Annotated in this window: 17 protein-coding genes and 4 pseudogenes; 9 read left to right on the forward strand and 12 right to left on the reverse strand. The window is 56.9% G+C overall.

Annotated features, from left to right (window positions below; genetic code table 11):
• Window positions 1-47 precede the first annotated feature (47 nt).
• Window positions 48-554: pseudogene (locus RHM55_RS00690) on the reverse strand (IS66 family transposase); the annotation flags it as partial.
• Here RHM55_RS00690 and RHM55_RS00695 point away from each other — a divergent pair.
• Window positions 544-1164: pseudogene (locus RHM55_RS00695) on the forward strand (DMT family transporter); the annotation flags it as partial. The pseudogenes RHM55_RS00690 and RHM55_RS00695 sit on opposite strands and share 11 nt — an antisense overlap.
• 175 nt (window positions 1165-1339) lie before the next feature.
• On the opposite strand, the gene RHM55_RS00700 reads toward RHM55_RS00695, so the two are convergent.
• From RHM55_RS00700 to RHM55_RS00710, 3 genes are all read right to left on the reverse strand, one after another.
• Window positions 1340-1702, reverse strand: a complete 363-nt coding sequence (locus RHM55_RS00700; RefSeq protein WP_322179051.1) for a DUF167 family protein — start codon at window positions 1700-1702, stop codon at window positions 1340-1342.
• Window positions 1703-1895: 193 nt separating this feature from the next.
• On the reverse strand, window positions 1896-2057 hold the full coding sequence (locus RHM55_RS00705) for a DUF2986 domain-containing protein (RefSeq protein WP_322179052.1): 162 nt from the start codon (window positions 2055-2057) through the stop codon (window positions 1896-1898).
• A gap of 178 nt (window positions 2058-2235) precedes the next feature.
• Window positions 2236-3171: an aromatic alcohol reductase gene (locus RHM55_RS00710; RefSeq protein WP_322179053.1), complete on the reverse strand. Its 936-nt coding sequence runs from the start codon at window positions 3169-3171 to the stop codon at window positions 2236-2238.
• Between the two features lie 98 nt (window positions 3172-3269).
• On the opposite strand from RHM55_RS00710, the gene RHM55_RS00715 reads away from it, so the two are divergent.
• Window positions 3270-3683, forward strand: coding sequence for a helix-turn-helix domain-containing protein (locus RHM55_RS00715; protein ID WP_322179054.1), 414 nt, complete (start codon window positions 3270-3272; stop codon window positions 3681-3683).
• A 313-nt stretch (window positions 3684-3996) separates the two neighbouring features.
• On the opposite strand, the gene RHM55_RS00720 is transcribed toward RHM55_RS00715, so the two are convergent.
• Both RHM55_RS00720 and RHM55_RS00725 read right to left on the reverse strand, forming a co-directional pair.
• Complete coding sequence (locus RHM55_RS00720) at window positions 3997-4566, reverse strand: nucleotidyltransferase family protein (protein ID WP_322179055.1); 570 nt, start codon at window positions 4564-4566, stop codon at window positions 3997-3999.
• Between the two features lie 343 nt (window positions 4567-4909).
• Window positions 4910-5892: pseudogene (locus RHM55_RS00725) on the reverse strand (aldo/keto reductase).
• A gap of 101 nt (window positions 5893-5993) precedes the next feature.
• On the opposite strand from RHM55_RS00725, the pseudogene RHM55_RS25755 reads away from it, so the two are divergent.
• The 3 genes and pseudogenes from RHM55_RS25755 to RHM55_RS00735 all read left to right on the forward strand — a co-directional run.
• Window positions 5994-6197, forward strand: a pseudogene (locus RHM55_RS25755) (LysR family transcriptional regulator); the annotation flags it as partial.
• A complete protein-coding gene (locus tag RHM55_RS25760; RefSeq protein ID WP_407074645.1) occupies window positions 6160-6405 on the forward strand; it encodes a LysR substrate-binding domain-containing protein in 246 nt (81 codons plus the stop codon). The pseudogene RHM55_RS25755 and the gene RHM55_RS25760, both read left to right, overlap by 38 nt.
• Window positions 6406-6629: 224 nt before the next feature.
• Window positions 6630-6977: a hypothetical protein gene (locus RHM55_RS00735; protein ID WP_322179056.1), complete on the forward strand. Its 348-nt coding sequence runs from the start codon at window positions 6630-6632 to the stop codon at window positions 6975-6977.
• Window positions 6978-7175: 198 nt separating this feature from the next.
• Here the strand turns inward: RHM55_RS00735 and pcsA are convergent, their stop codons facing one another.
• Window positions 7176-7895: a phosphatidylcholine synthase gene (pcsA, locus tag RHM55_RS00740; protein ID WP_322179057.1), complete on the reverse strand. Its 720-nt coding sequence runs from the start codon at window positions 7893-7895 to the stop codon at window positions 7176-7178.
• A 281-nt stretch (window positions 7896-8176) separates the two neighbouring features.
• A complete protein-coding gene (locus tag RHM55_RS00745; protein ID WP_322179058.1) occupies window positions 8177-10708 on the reverse strand; it encodes an arylsulfatase in 2532 nt (843 codons plus the stop codon).
• Between the two features lie 346 nt (window positions 10709-11054).
• Between RHM55_RS00745 and RHM55_RS00750 the strand changes: the two genes are divergently transcribed.
• Together RHM55_RS00750 and RHM55_RS00755 are read left to right on the forward strand one after the other, a co-directional pair.
• Window positions 11055-12095 carry a formylglycine-generating enzyme family protein gene (locus tag RHM55_RS00750; RefSeq protein WP_322179059.1) on the forward strand — a complete coding sequence of 347 codons (1041 nt, stop codon included), beginning with the start codon at window positions 11055-11057 and terminating at the stop codon, window positions 12093-12095.
• Window positions 12096-12289: 194 nt separating this feature from the next.
• Complete coding sequence (locus RHM55_RS00755; RefSeq protein ID WP_322179060.1) at window positions 12290-13012, forward strand: GNAT family N-acetyltransferase; 723 nt, start codon at window positions 12290-12292, stop codon at window positions 13010-13012.
• A gap of 18 nt (window positions 13013-13030) precedes the next feature.
• Here the strand turns inward: RHM55_RS00755 and RHM55_RS00760 are convergent, their stop codons facing one another.
• Both RHM55_RS00760 and RHM55_RS00765 read right to left on the reverse strand, forming a co-directional pair.
• Entirely contained in the window at window positions 13031-13882 is an 852-nt protein-coding gene (locus RHM55_RS00760) for a CAP domain-containing protein (RefSeq protein ID WP_322179061.1), read from the reverse strand.
• Window positions 13883-14016: 134 nt separating this feature from the next.
• Window positions 14017-14787 carry a phytanoyl-CoA dioxygenase family protein gene (locus RHM55_RS00765; RefSeq protein WP_322179062.1) on the reverse strand — a complete coding sequence of 257 codons (771 nt, stop codon included), beginning with the start codon at window positions 14785-14787 and terminating at the stop codon, window positions 14017-14019.
• Window positions 14788-14935: 148 nt separating this feature from the next.
• Here RHM55_RS00765 and RHM55_RS00770 point away from each other — a divergent pair, with 148 nt between their 5' ends.
• Entirely contained in the window at window positions 14936-15556 is a 621-nt protein-coding gene (locus RHM55_RS00770) for a cell wall hydrolase (protein ID WP_322183137.1), read from the forward strand.
• Window positions 15557-15603: 47 nt separating this feature from the next.
• On the opposite strand, the gene thpR is transcribed toward RHM55_RS00770, so the two are convergent.
• A complete protein-coding gene (thpR, locus tag RHM55_RS00775) occupies window positions 15604-16149 on the reverse strand; it encodes an RNA 2',3'-cyclic phosphodiesterase (protein ID WP_322183138.1) in 546 nt (181 codons plus the stop codon).
• An 85-nt stretch (window positions 16150-16234) separates the two neighbouring features.
• Window positions 16235-16540, reverse strand: a complete 306-nt coding sequence (locus tag RHM55_RS00780; RefSeq protein ID WP_322179063.1) for a pentapeptide repeat-containing protein — start codon at window positions 16538-16540, stop codon at window positions 16235-16237.
• Window positions 16541-16729: 189 nt separating this feature from the next.
• Here RHM55_RS00780 and RHM55_RS00785 point away from each other — a divergent pair, with 189 nt between their 5' ends.
• Window positions 16730-17119 carry a hypothetical protein gene (locus RHM55_RS00785; RefSeq protein WP_322179064.1) on the forward strand — a complete coding sequence of 130 codons (390 nt, stop codon included), beginning with the start codon at window positions 16730-16732 and terminating at the stop codon, window positions 17117-17119.
• The last annotated feature ends 19 nt before the right edge of the window (window positions 17120-17138 follow it).

Below are 17138 nucleotides of genomic sequence, written 5' to 3' on the forward strand. Positions count from 1 at the left end.
AGCATTTCTCCTAGCCCATACGATTCTGCTCTATCGACTTCGCGTGGTTAAACGGGCATCCACTTATGCGGCAGCAACTGATCGATTTCACTCGCCCGCTGCGTTGGCAGGCGCGTGAGGACGACCTTCAAATAAGCATACGGATCATGCCCGTTGAGTCGCGCCGATTGGATCAAACTCATGATCGCCGCTGCCCGTTTGCCGCTGCGCAGCGAGCCCGCAAACAGCCAATTCTTGCGACCTAGCGCCCACGGCCGAATCTGGTTTTCGGCCCAATTATTGTCAATGGGTACGGCCCCGTCTTCGAGATAGCGAGACAACGCCGTCCAGCGTTTGAGGCTGTAATCCAAAGCCTTGCTGATCGCCGAGCCGTCGTGCACAAGTAGGCGCTGGGCGATCATCCAGGCATGCAAAGCGTCCATCACCGGTATGGCTTTTTCTTTCCGTATTCGACGGCGTAAATCCGGCTCCAGATCGTAGACTTCAAGCTCGATTTCGTACAGCTGCTGGATGTAGCGCAAGGCCTGTTCGGCGAGCTGGCTCTTGTTGACTGCGCTGGCTCTACAGTCTGTGACGTCCGCGCATTCCATCATCTTTCTTGGTCTGTTGCCGCTCGCCACCGCCGTTTTCGGTGTTTTGCGTGGTGGCGAGCGCCTTCGGCCTGCGTTCTGGTTTTTTTCGGTTCTGGGAAGCGTGCTGGTTATGGGGTTCGCCTTTTTCCAGGGTCTGACAGCGTCTGCCGAAGGAGACATTCTGATGCTGTTGGCAGTCCTTGCATGTGGTCTTGGTTATGCCGAAGGGGCGAAGCTTTCCAGAACACTGGGAGGTTGGCAGGTAATTTCCTGGGCATTGGTTATTTCGACACCTGTTGTGGCACCGCTGACTTGGTTCCTGAGACCCAATTCGTTCTCGGGGATCACTACGCCTGTATGGTTAAGCCTGGCTTACGTCTCGCTCTTCAGCATGCTGATCGGTTTCGTATTTTGGTATCGCGGGCTTGCCCAAGGGGGTATTGCTGCCGTTGGACAGCTTCAGCTTCTACAGCCTTTCTTTGGATTGGCGCTGGCGGCCACATTACTTCACGAGCAGGTCAGCATTGGCATGCTGGGGGTAACCGTTGCCGTGATCCTCTGCGTTGCTGGAGCGAGAAGATTTTCCAAGTAGCCGCTCATGGCCAAAGTTGCCTTGCAACGCAGGAGTGATTGGGTACTTTATCTTCAAGGCTCGACCGGCAGAACCAGCGATCCCTGGCAGTTGCTGTCTTGTCGGCAAGCGGACACTGGAACAGTCCATGACAGCAGGGCGATTCATTAGGGCGCGTCGGGCTTTTAGCGAATGGTCAGGTATTTTTTTCTTCCGCCAGGGCCTTGGCCACTACGGCAGGTAAGCTTCCGGGCGCCCTTATACGCATCTGCTTGTTCAAATTAAAACGACCGAACACAACCGTGATGTCAGAAACCGAGACGTCAAACTCTCGGGCGAGAAACTTGACCATGTGGTCAGTCGCCCTGCCTGCTACGGGTGCGGCAGTGACGCTAACCTTGAGTTGACTTCCTTTCGCCTTGCCGATGGCATCCTTTTTTGCACTCGGAGTTCCAAGTATGTTCAGAACTAGAACCTCTCCATCCCACCCACAAAACGAGGACATCTCAACGCCACGGCCGGAGGATTTTTTACTGGTAATTGCTCGTGCTTTTTTCACATGGATCCTGCAGAGGTCGGATAAAAATGCCTAGCTGTAAATAGACATCAAATGGTGCATATCTGGTTCGATTCAGAGCTGCGAAGCGGCTTCGGCTTGAATGGGTTGTTAGGCCGCGTCCTTGCGGTACGTGCCATCGGAATGAATAACCCAATCAAATTTGTAAATTCCGGTGGTGCATAAGCTACATAGATCAGCTCTCAGAAGAAATGATTGAGTCGTGACTGGATTCAGCCGCTAGCTTCAATCGGTCAGCTTTATTAATGTATTTAGACTTGCTTGGCGGTGCCAATTTGTCACTGGCCTTTTTGGCGTGAGCCTTTAATAACTGTTTTATTTTTTTACGACGATTCATATTTCTTTTGCTCGGTTTGTAAGTTCTTGCATGATATCAGCTTGAAATATTGGGCCAGATCCCTGTGGTGCGCAATTAGTGCATAACCTTGAAAATAGGCGATGAATCGCCCCTGGCATCCTGAAAGCCTCCGAATGACCGCCCCTGGCGGAATGACCAAGACAGAAGCTTGCCTTATTCACTTCAGATTCTGCTCGATCCAATCCGCCGCCGTCATCAGATCAATACCGTTTGCAGCATTGAAAGTGTTGTGCTTATCCCAAGCGACTCCTTTGCCTTCAGCGAACACGGCTCGATACTTTCGCATCTGTTCGTCTGGAGCAGCAGCGAGATCGTTGTTCAGTTTGGGAACGCTCCATTCGACGCGAGATACTGTGCGATTGAGTGTTGCATCAACTGTGTCCGCCAATTGTGTATAGGTCAGGGTGTCTCCAGCGATGAAAATCACCTCGTTGGCGAGGCGTGGGTCGGCGAATATAATCTTCGCCGTCAGCATTCCTATGTCCTTCGGCGTTGTTACGGTGACCTGGGTGTCCCAGCTGCCTAGCGCATGAACCGTATTCTGTGCAAGATCAACCACGCCAAACGCTGGCTCGAACAGGAAGCTTGTGAACATCCCGGTCGAAATGATGATCCATTCGGTAGTGCGTTGCGCACGCAGTAGCTCGCGGACCTCAAGTTGCTCATCAAACAGATCCTGCGGACTGCCTTTGCCGATGACGTCGTAGTCCACCCCAAATTGCCAAGGCACATAGCGCTTTACGCCTGACACAAGCGCGGCGCGCGCAAGCTTCAGCTGAGTGCCGGCTCCTGCGATAAAACCTACGCAACTGACAACCGTGTCGAATCGGCCGAAATGCTCTGCAAGTTCTTCAATTGAATCGTGAATGACATCAGCCTGCAAAGTGTCTATGCCTAGCCCACGCAATTCTGCAATCGCGTGCATCTTTGAAGCGTCTTGAGTGGTGACCGCCGATGGACGCAGCAGTACAGTAATGCGAGCGCCACCTTTGCTTAACGCGACCATAGCAAGCTCGCGCAGTACAGACATGCCGAGCTCCCCAGCCCCCAGCACCAGAATATTGACCGTTTCTCCAGGAATTACCGCGTGCATAAACTTCCTCCAGTTTGCTGTTCAATGGTGAGTGGTTGTTATCCTGTCATCATTGGGGCCTGCTCATAAGTAGGCACACGAGTGATCCTGGGGGGCGAATGGATAACGAAGAAATCATCAGGCAATCTCAAGCCGCGTGCGAAGCATTGAGTGCAGAAGACGACGGATTGAAGCGAGAAGTGCTCACTCACGCAGGTAATCGCTGGTCTTTGGGAATCGTCCACACATTAGGTGTGGAAGGGCCGTTGCGGCATGCGGAAATAGGTAGGCGTATGAATGGGGTGACGCAACGAATGCTGACTCGCAGCTTGCGACAGCTGGAAAGGGACGGTTTGGTTTTACGTCGGGATTACGGCGAAATACCACCGCGTGTCGACTATGAATTGTCGGAACTGGGGTATGGACTTCTTGCGCGGATGATTCCGTTATGGATGTGGGTCGCCGAAAACGCTGAAAACTTTCGTGATGCTCGTATTCTCTACGGCTCTGAAAATTTGACGGGTACAAAGTGACTGCTCTTGGCCGGCTCCTGCTTGTCACAATTGACAGAAATCGATCCTGAATAAACCCATCGAGTTCGAATGGCGTGATGTGTAGATCGGTACTGAACGTCCCGCCGGCATTGGCGATGCCTGCGCTTTGAGACGCTTGCCCAATTGTGCGATGGTGGCTTCCCCGGGTTTCTCGCTCCAGGCGCCAGCTCGACTGAAAACGGTTGAGATAGTTGTATATGTAGATATTCAGCAGGCTCGCGGGATGATGAACCGGTCGGCCAGTATCTGCCGACGTGTCTCGATTCAACGGTACCGTGATGATGTACGGTCTTTATGTAATGTCGGTTTCTATGATCCTGAGCCAAGGCCAGCGAGCTTGATAACTGTTCGCCTTCTGCTCGAACAAGTCTGGCTGGTGATTTTTGGGATTGATACGAAGAACCCCCTGCTCGACGTCGGCCAAGCCGTAGGGCGCATAGATCTCACCCGTTTCAGCATCCAGCCCAATACACGTACCCGCAATCAGGTAACGATCAATACCGTCTTTAACCGACAGAAGTTGAGGATAAGACCTGCCAAACCGCTGACTGTACCAAAGGTGGACGCGAGCCTGATTCTTGATATCAACGTTAACGTCAAGGTCTTGGAAGAGACGCTGAGCCGAGTTGATGACCTCATTCTCGGCCTCCCAAGACAGATCGTTGTCGAAGTAAAAAACGTCGTAATCCTTTACTCCCCACGCTGACGGCAGGTGCGACTGATGATTCCAGACCGCTTGGAACAGACAGCCCGCAGTGAGCATGCATTGACTCAAACCGAGTGAGGGCAAGCGTAAGGTAATTTCAGCGTTTATTGGATTGGCCATTGCTATCCTGACCAACCTTTCGACAGTCAATGTCATTTTTATCCCTTTGGAGTCGATCGAGCCCGAGCGACCGACAATACATCAAAGCATAATAAAATTTCGCGAAGGACAGCCCTTTTACACGCTCGGGGCCATAAGCAGCGCGCCGACAGTGCCAACTTCGTCCGGGGTGTCGCGGCGTTTTTACCCGCCGATACCTCAATCATGTGCCGGTATCCCTCACCCCGAGGATCGATCAATCATCTCTCGCGAGTGGGGTAGAGATGACGATTACATGGGGCACGGTCAATTCTCTTTTTGCTTAGAAAAAATACCGGGAGTCATGATTTCGACGGTACCGCCGCTCGCTGATGTGCAGTAGGCGGTTATTAACCGCCTGTCATTCGTAGTACGGCTCGGGCAACCGGGCACCCTGCACCACGATCTTTGACGCGGCCGAATCAATCATTCGCAGGTCATCGCCGGTGAGCTCCACTGCCATCGCGCCGAGGTTCTCGTCGAGCCGATGCAATTTGGTCGTTCCGGGAATGGGCACAATCCATGGCTTTTGCGCCAATAGCCACGCGAGTGCTATTTGTGCAGGCGTCGCATCCTTGCGCAGCGCGACGTCGCGCAGCAGATCGACCAGCGCCAGATTCGCCTTGAGCGCTTCTGGAGCGAGGCGCGGAACACGCGAGCGGAAGTCGGAACTGTCGAACCGTGTGTTCTCGTCCATTTTGCCGGTCAGGAAGCCCGCACCCAATGGGCTGAAGGGTACGAAACCGATGCCGAGATCTTCGAGCGTCGGCAGCATTTCGGCTTCCGGTCCCCGGAAGAACAGGGAGTATTCGCTCTGGACCGCTGTCACCGGCTGCACGGCATGCGCTCGGCGAACCGTGGCCGCTGCTGGCTCCGAGAGGCCGAAGTGGTGAACCTTGCCTTGCGCGATCAGGTCCTTGACCGCTCCGGCCACATCTTCGATAGGCACGGCCGGGTCGACGCGGTGCTGGTAGAACAGATCAATTGCGTCAATCTTGAGGCGCCGTAGCGAGGCTTCCGCGACCGCCTTTATGTGCTCGGGCCGGCTGTCCAGTCCGCCTCGGCGCTGTGCCGTCTCCGTGTCGAGGTGGAAGCCGAACTTGGTGGCAATGGAAACCTGGCCCTTGAACGGCGCGAGCGCCTCGCCAACAAGCTCTTCATTGACGAATGGGCCATAGACCTCGGCCGTGTCGAAGAATGTGACGCCTCTCTCTACCGCCATACGGATCAGCGCGACATCTCTTGCTTGTCGGCCGGAGGGCCGTAGTTGGCGCTCATGCCCATGCAGCCCAGACCGAGCGCCGAAACGGTGAGACCATTGTGGCCCAGTTGACGTGTTTTCATGTGCGTGTCCTTGTCGTTAACCGATGACAATTACTTTAGGCAGCCTGCCTCGGAATGACTAGACTGCTGAATCGACATGCACTTAGTAGGTAGGCTTATCAATGGCGCGCTTCGATGACTTGGCCAGTTTTGCGGCCGTGGTACGCGCGGGCAGTTTCACCCGCGCGGCCGCACAGCTAGGGGTGACGCAATCCGCGCTCAGCCAGACCATCCGCACTTTGGAACGGAGACTGGACCTGAAGCTTCTCAACCGGACCACGCGCAGCGTTGCTCCCACCGAAGCGGGCGAACGCTTGTACCAAACTGATCGTCGCCGCAGCGCTGTCCGGGAACGGTCTGGCATGGCTGCCCCTCAATGCTGTCGAGGAACACGTTGCGCAGGGTAGGCTGGTGTCGGTACTTGACGAGTGGGCGACAACGTTTACCGGCTACCACGCTTACTACGCCAGTCGACGTGCCTCGCCCGCATTGATGTTGGTCGTGGAGGCGTTGCGGCCTCCAGAAAACCGGTGAAGGTATTGGGGCAGTGGAACCGTTATAGGTTGCAGATTGATGCAAATCAGCGATGCCTTGGCTGACGTGTCGATCTGCCCGTACTCCGTCACGGGCAAGGCGGAAAAAGCACGCTAGACTAAAAATCATGTGCGGCGCCCGGCAAGTCCGCATCAACCAGTACCTGGGTCTAGGCGTATGGGCTTCCAGGTTTAAGCGGGTCATTGGTGGCCCTGGGAGACGTGATGAGCAAGCTTCAGCAGTGGTTGAACTCGCAGGGTAGCACCCCGCTGTGGGTGGTCTTCTGGCTCTATGGCGTAGTGCTCAGCAATGTACTGTTTGGCCTGATCCTGATGGCCTTTAATCAGGTTGTCACGTCTCTGTTTGGCCTCATGTTGCTAAGTTTTGTGGTTTATACCGCTTGCGTGCTCAATGCTGTATGGCGCAATGCGGATAATGTCGGTGAGCCCATGTACGGTCAGATCGCTCGCTTTCTAACGGTGGCCTGGTCGATCAATGCGGTACTGGTTTCCGGTTTTCTCTTCCTGAGCCACCTGAATGCAGTGGTTTCCCCACTGCCGTTTCCCTTCTAATCCACAATAATTCAAGGCCCGCAATGCGGGCCTTGGACATTTGCTCAAATCAGCCGGAAGCAGCTCTTCGGATGTGCCTGCAAAATCAGGGGCGATTCACTGTGTGAAAAATCCGAGTGGAGCGTTCGCCTGCCCTCGGCGCTGTCTGCGGCATTATGTTGTGCCGGGGCCTGCCTGCTGCCGCTGATCCCATTATCTTCATGCACGCGAACTGTCGAGCCACTCCACTGACGTGCGCCAGGCGCAGATGCCCAAAAAATACGCTGACATCGCGAGCCACAGCCCTATCACCATCGGGTTGCTGGAGGGATGGTTTACAACCAGCGACAGGCTGCACAGTAGCCAAATGGACGTCACTGCAATGTTGATTGGCATGAACCGACGGACGCGGAAGGGGTGAAGGAATTTGATCCGGGTCAGGGTCAATAGTGCCAACCCGATAATGGTGATCAGCGTTAGCCAGGGCGTTGGGGAGATGATGTAAATACACAGGGTGACGACGTTCCACGCTGCAGGGAAGCCTTGAAAGTAGTTGTCCTTGCTCTTCATGTTCACGTTGCAGAAGCAAAAGAGCGACGACACCAGGATTAGCGATATGGTCAGCAGCAGCGTGTAGTCCGGCAGCGGGATATAGCGATAGATGAACAGGGCCGGGATAAATACATACGTCAGGTAGTCGATGACAAGATCCAGGACGGACCCGTCGAAACCCGGCAGTACGGATTGAACATTGACCTTGCGGGCCAGCGCACCGTCCAGTCCATCCACTATCAGAGCGACGCCTAACCACAGCAGGCAGGCTTTAGGTTGATTCTCGAATAATGCGATGGTCGCCAAAAAAGCAGTGACCACGCCGGTGGCGGTAAAACCATGGGCGCCCCATGCTTTGAGTCTGGCTATGCGTAGAGTCGATATCACGGGGACGTTCTCCAGGAAGTAAAGCAGTCCGGTGACCACCCTCGACGGGGTCACCGGAAAAGCAAGCTAGGTTGCAACTATCGACCGGGTATCCGGTGATAAGGTTCACCGGCAAGACGTATTTGGGGCTGCGACTCACTTTGTGGCTTGGCAGGACAGTACTTCTAAGCTGTGTTGCTCGCAGTGGCTGCGAGCGGCAAACAAAAAACTCTACAACTATGGCGTGGCTTCAAGGGAAGCCGGTCGAAAGGTCTCCCGCGGTTCGCTTTCGACCTCGGGCCTTACTCTTTGCCGCTTTCGATGGCGCGCTGGGCTTGCTCCAGTTTCTCGATATCGGCTTTGCTTAGCTGAGGCCGGTCGATCTTCAGGGTGATCTTGTTCAGCTTGCCGGTGAAGGTGAACGGCGGCAGATAATCGGCGTCGTTGACCCCGGTGAGGGTGTCAGAGCCGATATCCAGACTTTCGTCCCATGCCAGGGTGAAGGGCAAACTGTGGTCCATTTTGTGTTGATCCGCCACCTTGCCATCCACCTTGAGGGTGCCCATACCGCCGCGACCGACACCGGAGAAATTGTTGAACCCCAGAGTTTCAGCGCCCAGGCCGTCGTACTTGAAGTCGAACTCCAGCACATGCTTACCCGGCGTGAGTGCGTCGGCACCTTCCCCGCGCACTCGCTCCAGATCGATCAGGTTCCACAGGAACACCGGTTTACTCTTCAGGACATAGAAACCGTAGCCGGCGAAGCGTCCGCCTTGGGTGATCAGCATGCCTTCGGCGCCGTTTTGCGCAACCTCCACCTCGGCAGTGAAGGTGTAGGAGGTATTCAGCACGCTCGGCGCGTCACCATTGGGCGTACCAATCAGCGGATGGGTCCAGGTAAACATATTGCGCCCGGCTGTAATGCTCGGTCTCGGGGCGATCATCCGTGGCAGTACCGAGGTATCCAGCGGCAGTACCTGATACTTGCGCGCCTCGTCCATAAACATGGCCTGCATCTGCTTGAGCTTTTCGGGATGTTGCGTCGCCAGATCGGTGGACTGCGAGTAGTCCTCGTTCAGGTTGTACAGCTCCCATTCCATCTTCATCGGATCGGTTGCTTTGGCGGTCATGTCCCACGGTGCCCGCACGACCTTGGTACTGGCGATCCAGCCGTCGTGATAGAGAGCATGGTCGCCCATCATCTCGAAGTACTGGGTCTTGTGGGTAGAGGGCGCTTCGGCGTTGGCCTTGTCGAAGGTGTAGAGCAGGCTGGTGCCCTCGATCGGTTTCTGGACAATGCCATTCACCAGCTTTGGCGCACTGATGCCGGCGGCCTCCAGGATGGTCGGTACGATGTCGATGACGTGGTGGAACTGGGAGCGGATGCCGCCCTTGTCAGTGATCCGCGCAGGCCAGGAAATCGCCATGCCCTGGCGCACGCCGCCCATGTGCGAAGCTACCTGCTTGACCCACGTGAAGGGCACATCGAAGGCCCAGGCCCAGCCAGCGGCCATGTGGTTATAGGTCTGGTCGGTGCCCCAGGCGTCATAGAATTTCTTCAGCTGCAACTCGACCGGTATTTGCACGCCGTTGAACATGGCGACTTCGTTGGGTGTACCGAACATCTGCCCTTCAGAGCTGGTGCCATTGTCGCCAGTGATATAGATGATCAGGGTGTTGTCCTGCTTGCCCATATCCTCGACAGTCTGGATCACCCGGCCAATCTCGTGGTCGGTGTAGGCCTCATAAGCGGCGAACACCTCAGCCTGGCGGATATACAGCTTCTTCTGGTCGGCGCTCAGGCTGTCCCATTCGGGTAGCAGATCTTTTGGCCAAGGCGTCAGCAGGGTATTCGGCGGGACCACGCCGAGCTTCTTCTGGTTGGCGAAAATGGTCTCGCGCAGCTGGTTCCAGCCGCCGTCGAAGAGGTGCATGTCGCTGATTTTCTTGATCCACTCCTGCGTCGGGTGGTGCGGCGCGTGGGTGCCTCCGGGCGCGTAGTAGACAAAGAACGGTCGGTCCGGCGTCAGCGCGTTCATGCGTTGCATGTAGTCGATCGCATCGTCGGCCATCCCCGTGGTCAGGTTCCAGCCGGGCTTGCCCTCGAACGGATAGATCGGTGTGGTGTTGCGGAACAGGTTGGGTTGCCACTGATTGGTGTCACCACCGACAAAACCGTAGAAGTACTCAAAGCCCATGCCGGTTGGCCACTGATCGAAGGGGCCGGCCTGGCTGGCCTGGAAGGCGGGAGTGTTGTGATCCTTGCCGAACCAGGAGGTGTGGTACCCATTCTCCTGCAGTATGCGGCCGACAGTCGCCGTGTCCTTTTCAATGACGCTGTCATAGCCGGGATAGCCGGTGGCGGCTTCTGAAACAGTCCCGAAGCCGACCGAGTGATGGTTGCGTCCGGTAATGAGCGCTGCGCGGGTAGGCGAGCACAGTGCGGTGGAGTTGAAGTCGTTGAAGCGCAGGCCGTTGGCCGCGATGCGATCCATGCTCGGCGTCGGGATCACCCCGCCAAAGGTACTGGACACACCATAGCCGGCGTCGTCGGTGATTATCAGCAACACATTCGGCGCGCCCTTGGGCGGGACTATCGTCGCCGGCCAGTAGGGTTTTGAGCTTTGCGCGATGTCCGTGATCGAGCCCTCGAACGGCAGGTCGGGCGGGGGTAGCTGCTGCCCGGAAATCACTCGGGTGGTGCTGGTTGCGCCGGGGGGGCCATTGAGTTGATCGGCGTGTGCGCAGCCGATGAATACACCGAGGCCAAGGGCGAGGCATCGTAGTAAGGGGTGGACAGTTCGCCGAGCTGAGGTTGAACGAGGGACACTCATCATGTGCTCCGGTGCGGGCATGCGCCGCTACGTGTCGGTTACTGCTCAGGCTGATGATAGCTTTTGGTTCAAATTTGGCTCGGGTTGTCCTGTTTTAACCGACAGCCGTAAGCCTGATCAATCTCGCCGTGCGGCTCGCTGGCGCTGAAGTTCTGGCGCTGTCTGTAACCCGTATGCCCTTTGACAAGAGAGGTACGGTGTCTATAACTGATCCTGACGTCAGAAAGGCTGAGCAATGACCTCAGCCTGAAGGAAACCAAGGGGCGCACAAATGCTTGTCAGGAAACGGCGCTGGGGCATTGCCATAGTCGCAGTCGGGGTAGTGTCTGCCTGCCTGGCTTTTGCTGTGAATCAGTACATTCGTGGTCCATCGCCTTTGACGCTGGGTGATGGGAAAAATGGCCCTTTGGATATGGTCTGGATTCCTCCCGGTGAATTCTTGATGGGGAGCGATCATAAGAAGGCGCGACCCAATGAGGGGCCTGCCCATAAGGTTCGACTCGATGGTTATTGGATTGACCGCAACGACGTTACCAACGCAGATTACGCCCGTTTTATTTCTGAAACACATTACGTGACCACTGCCGAACGCAAACCCAAATGGGATGATCTGAAAGTACAGCTATCACCTGGTACGCCAGAACCGGATGACAGCGTCATGGTGCCCGGGGCATTGGTTTTTGTGGGCGCAGACAGGCCAATCCCCCTGAATGATTTCAGCCAGTGGTGGGCGTTTGTCCAGGGGGCTGACTGGCGCCACCCGTCTGGCCCCGACAGTACAATCGAAGGCAAGGAAACCCATCCGGTCGTTCAGGTTTCACATGAGGATGCAGAGGCGTACGCAAAGTGGGCACACAAGCGCCTGTTGACCGAGGCTGAATGGGAATACGCCGCAAGAGGCGGGCTGGAACAAGCGGACTATGCATGGGGGAGTGATTTCACGCCGGGCGGCGAAAAGATGGCCAATACCTGGAATGAGGTACAACCGTTCCCTGTTACAGGGTCCCGCAATAAATTCAAGATTGGCACCCAGCCTGTAGGCAGTTACAGGCCCAACGCTTATGGGCTGTACGACATGTCAGGGAACGTTTGGCAGTGGATCGCCGATTGGTATCGCGCTGATGCGTTCAGAGTAGGGCTCAAGCTTCAGCCGGCTGGCGAAGTATCGTTTAACCCGATGGGTCCGCTCCAGAGTTATGACCCGGCACTCGGGGTAACAGCCAATGCACCGCAGCGTGTGATTCGCGGTGGATCTTTTCTTTGCAGTGACAGCTACTGCACGAGCTTTCGAACCAGCGCCAGGCAGGGGGCGGATCCGATGAATGCCATGTCGCACCTCGGGTTTCGCTTGGCGATGAGTAATGATCAATGGGGAAAAAGCCGCTGAATGCGATACGCAGGCGCGAAGAAGGTATAGCGGTTTATCAACGCGGTAGCGCCGCAACGACGTTCTGGCGGCTGGGGGAGGGCAGAGGGCAAACCGCGCAACACTTTGTTAGCGTGAAGACACGTTATGATGAGCCCGCCCGGCGCTGATCCTTCAAGTCACGGGCACGCCTTAGTCCCGGAGTCAGATACGTAATGTCCACCATCACCCTCTTTGAAACCCCGCCGCCCGAGTCCATCAAAAGCCAGATTTTGCAGATGGTCGTCGATTACGTAACCGACATTAGTATGGTGGCGATCGCACCGAGCAATCCCCTCTACAACCTGTATCAATACGGTATCGGATACGAGGTTCATCTCTATCTGGACGCTATGGACGGCTCCAAAGGTATTCCGGTCGAGTTGATCGTAGCGTTGGATGCTCAGGACCCTTGCGCAGTCGTCGGCTTCTTGCTGTATCTGCCAGTGAAGAACGATCCAGAAGCCTGTGCAGTGGCCTATATGGCTGTGCAGGCAAGTCACCGACGTCGGGGTGTTGCGCGCGCGATGCTGCAGGAAATGGTCGGTCGATACCCTCATGCCGAGCTGGCCTGCTTCGTTGCCAAGGTGCCGTATTTCGAGTCAATGAGGTTTCAGGTTGTGGGCGTGCGCGGTCCTCAGGTGCTCATGAATACCCGTGACCACGGTACGGACAGCCTGTTGGCGGTGCTGGACGTAGCGCCTATCTATAAAACTGTGGAGGTGCGGCAGATTCATACTTATCTGCTTCAGCAACATGGGAAAAAAGCGATGGTGGATGCCGAGAAGCAGCGCGACCGACATCTCGACCAAATGACACGTCACGCGAAGGCCTTTGTGCTGGAGCGTCTTGGAGAGGCTGCGGCGCAAAACAGCGGGCGTGGGCCACGCGTGCTCTAGGATGATGCGTTCAGGCACTCACTGCGAGCCGAACATAGCCGTCCAGTAAATCCCCGCATCACTCTTCGGATCAACCGCATAGGCTGCGCCCAGCTCGCGGAATTGTGGGTTCATCAGGTTGGCGCAGTGACCGGAGCTGGCGAGCCAGCCATCGACCACCTTGCGCGCGATGTCCTGCCCGGCGGCAATGTTTTCGCCGATTTGCTGACCGACGTAGCCTGCCAGTTCAGCCCGGTCGCCCGGTGTGTGGCCATCGCGGCCTTTATGATCAAAGAAGTTGTTGTTAGCCATTGCTCGGGCATGGTTCTCGGCTGCCGTCGCGAGCATCGCGTTCCAGGTCAGCGGTGTCGTGGCCGCAAAGGATTGGGCGCCGCACTGGCGCGGCCGCGTGCGTGCGGTGTTGATCATTTCGAGGAGCTTCTGTCCTTCCGCTTGCCAGTCGCCCAAGCGCCCAGCCAACAGCGGACGCGCCAGCACGATGCGCCACTCACGGCCCTCCTGGCTCACGCCGATATCGACGAATTGCGGGTCCAGCACGACTTGGCAAAAGCTCTCTCGCACAGCCGTCATGGCCGACTGCGCATCACGCGGCCCGGACAGGCTGATCGCCTGCACGTTGACCATCGGATAGGTCGCCCGCGCCAGCGCCTGCTGCAGGTCTCCGACACTATTGGCGGGCAGGACCAGGCGCGGATCGGACGCTAGCGGTGGCAACTCCTGGGATGCCTGGCCCGCGCAGCGCTGCACTTGGCTGCGGTAAGCGTTGATCGACTCGACCAGTTGGGTGTCCTCGGTCGCCACGGCAGTGGCGGCGCACACCAGGCCCAGGGACAATGCGGCAATACGCATAACGGATGATAGGACGCGCATGGAAGTCTCTCTTTAACTGACTGCGCCCATGATGCGCGATTTCGCCCCACCTAGCGCAACGCCTTTTCACGTCGAACCGAAAATCGTTTGGCAGATGCGACATATTTCGCGTCAGGTGACATCAAGTCAAAGGGTCAATCGTATTCCGCTTCCTGATGCTCTCCCAACAGACGCCGCTGACGTGGCGAGGCCGCCGCCAACACTATGGGGTTGAAGCGCCAGAGCAGGTAGGGCGAGAATTTCTGTGCCACCATGCGTCGGCCGTAGTGCACCTGCAACAGGTAGCGCGTGCGGTCGAGGGTTCGGTTGTTGCTACCTGCGTGCCACAGTTCGCTACGGAACATCAGTACGTCCCCGGCCTGGCACAGCACCGGCTGCGCAGTACGGCCCTGCCACTGGTTTTCACCGTCAGTCGGCGGACGCCCGGCCCGGTGGCTACCCGGGATAACCCGAGTGGGGCTGAGGTCTGCATCAATATCGTCGAGGTAGAGGTGCGCGGTGCAGATCTGCATCGGCAACTCGAAGGAGGGGTTGGCCAGCAGGCTTTGCGGCAGCTCCATCACCAGGTAGTCCAGATGCAGTTCGGTACCGACGAAGCCGGGATGGCAGCGCCAGGCGGTCTGGCCGATGATGTGGCAATCGGTTCCTAGAGCAGCCTCGGCCAGCTCGATGATCCCGCTCAGGTCGAGAAACGGCAGCCACAACGGGTCGCGGTTGAACACGCACTTGTAATGATCGAGCAGGCCGCTGTAGTCCCAATGCTGCGGGTCAAGGCAGTCGATAGCCTTGCGCAGCGTGGTTATTTGCGAACCCTCCAGCACTCCGGGCAGCAGTACGAAGCCGTCTTGGTGCAACGCCTCAAGACGGCTGGCGGTCATTGATGACAATATCTCTGTGGCGGTCATGTCGCGCCCCCGGAAAACGCAGATAGCGCCAACTCATACTGGCACTGAGGGCTTTTCACCAGTGGCCGAGTGGTCAGCTGACAGCAAAAGCGTAGCATGTAGTCTGTTGGAATGATTTGACCACTACATGAGTCAAGAAGGTTCGACTATGCGCCTCATAGGGATAGCAATCTGCTTCGCAATAGCCCTTCTCGGGAAGCCGGCGATTGCGGCTGACCAAGAGCAAAATAAAGAAGCGGCGGTGGACAAAGCCCAGGTCCTGGAGCAGAAAGCTGCAGAGAAGGGGAGCGCGACACCTGCGCCCAAGGCCGAGGCCATCACGCAACCTGAAGCGCAGGCGGTCGATCCAGTAGGGAAAGCACCTTTGGACGATGCAATTACCTGTCTTGCACGCTCCGTCTACTGGGAAGCCAAAGGCGGGGCCTCTGCCGACATGGAAGCCGTCGCCAGCGTTGTCATGAACCGACTTGGCCATGAGGGCTTTCCAGATACGGTGTGCGCGGTGGTCAAGCAAGGCTCTGAAAAGCATGCCTGTCAGTTTTCGTGGTGGTGTGATGGGCGTTCGGATCAGGTAGAAGAGGACGCTCCTTATGCGATTGCCAAGGAAATAGCGCGAAAAGCGCTCAACCAAGAACTCACAGACCGAACCCACGGCGCTATGTATTTCCACGGCAAGAACGTGTCGCCCGACTGGGCCAAGGACTATATCAAAACAGCCGAGACCGGGAAGTTTCTCTTCTATAAGCCTCACGATGGCACAGCACGATAGGCCTTGGCTGAGCAGACAATACCTATCCGAATGGGCGGGGCGGGCGTCTACGAAACCAGAGGCCATTCGGCCAGCGGTCGATAGCGGCCTTTGTGCGACTCGAATAGGATGAGGTGTCTGGCGCTTAGGTGAAAGTCTGGTGGAGTGTTGGACTCAGGGACAGGTGCTCGATAGTCCCGCATCAAGGTCAGGTGAGGGCGAAACTCACGGGTGGCGTCCACAAACCCAAGGGGTAACAGCGCCTGTTGCAAGGCATAGACCAGCTGGCGTAAAACCCGTGGCGACTGTGCTGGAGCGAGTAATAAAACGTTGGATTGAGGCCATACATCCAGGCGGTCGAGAGGTACAGTCCACGGCCTGCCTGGCGTTCTAATCCGTGCGGCAGCGGCGCAGATGTCCGGGATTTGGCTCACAGCAACAGAGCCCAGAAACATCAGCGTCAAATGAAAATTTTCCGCAGGCACTGGGCGTCCGCCGCTTAGCTCAAGAGCGCTTCGCCATTGGGCGATGGCCCGGCGTTGTGCATCTGCGCAGGGCAGGGCGAAAAACAGACGCTTGAGCGGTTCGCCTTGCTCACGAGCTTCACGACCCATGCCTTGCCCCTCCAGGTCGCAGTTTGACTTGGTTGAAATGAGTGCCATTTGATCACTCACGATAGCGCAAAGCATCCGGTCAGGCTCACGCTACCGTAAGGCCCAGGCCGGACAGCAACATCCCGGCCTGGGCTCTCGAGATGATCGATCCCTTGAACAGCTTGGCGTCAGTCAGCTTCAGCCCTTGAAGACTGGTATCGCGCAGATCCGCATTGTCGAACCGCGCACCGTTCACTCGGGCATTGGCCAGGCTGCCACCGACGAACACCGCATGGCGAAAGTCGGCATCAGTCAGCTCCGCATCGGACAGATCAAGGTTGTCGATTTCCGTCTTGTAGAACGAGAACCCCGGCAAATACGCGCCAATAAGAAGCGTATCGCTGAACGTCATGCCAAGCGCCGACACTTGGGTGAAGTTGGCTTCGGTCAGCTTACAGCCGGTGAAGCTTGCCTGATTCGGCTCAGTGGGGAGGGTCGTACGCCTGCGGCGCTGTGCTGCATGTTGGTATCCAGGGCAAAGCTGTTAGCATGCTGGCTTCAAGCCATCATGGCGTGTCATTCGGAAAAGGAGTTTGCCCCCATGTCGCAAAACATCAGCATCGCCGTGATCGGCGCAGGCCGTACCGGCTCACCGCTGCTGCGTGAACTGCTGCAGTATGACTACATTCAGGTTCTCGGTGTCGCGGACCTTGATCCCAACTCCACCGGGATGACCTTGGCCCGCGAGCAGCAGATCCCCTGCTTCTCGGACCCGATAGCGATGGTCGAGGCCGTTGGCGAGGTGGATATCCTGGTTGAGGTCAGTGGTGATCGGGACCTAAAGGCAAAGATCAAGCAGCACTACGAAACTGCGGGCAACCGCCACACCATTATCTTGCATGACCTGGTGGCGCGGCTGGTGATTAGCCTCTGCGATCGTAGCCCGACCCTGGTGCCATCGCGACATCCCGACGATCACGGTATTGGCTGAGGGCGCGCGTTACGGGTAG

The organism is Pseudomonas sp. MH9.2, from assembly GCF_034353875.1.
In the GTDB taxonomy this organism is placed as follows: Bacteria; Pseudomonadota; Gammaproteobacteria; order Pseudomonadales; family Pseudomonadaceae; genus Aquipseudomonas.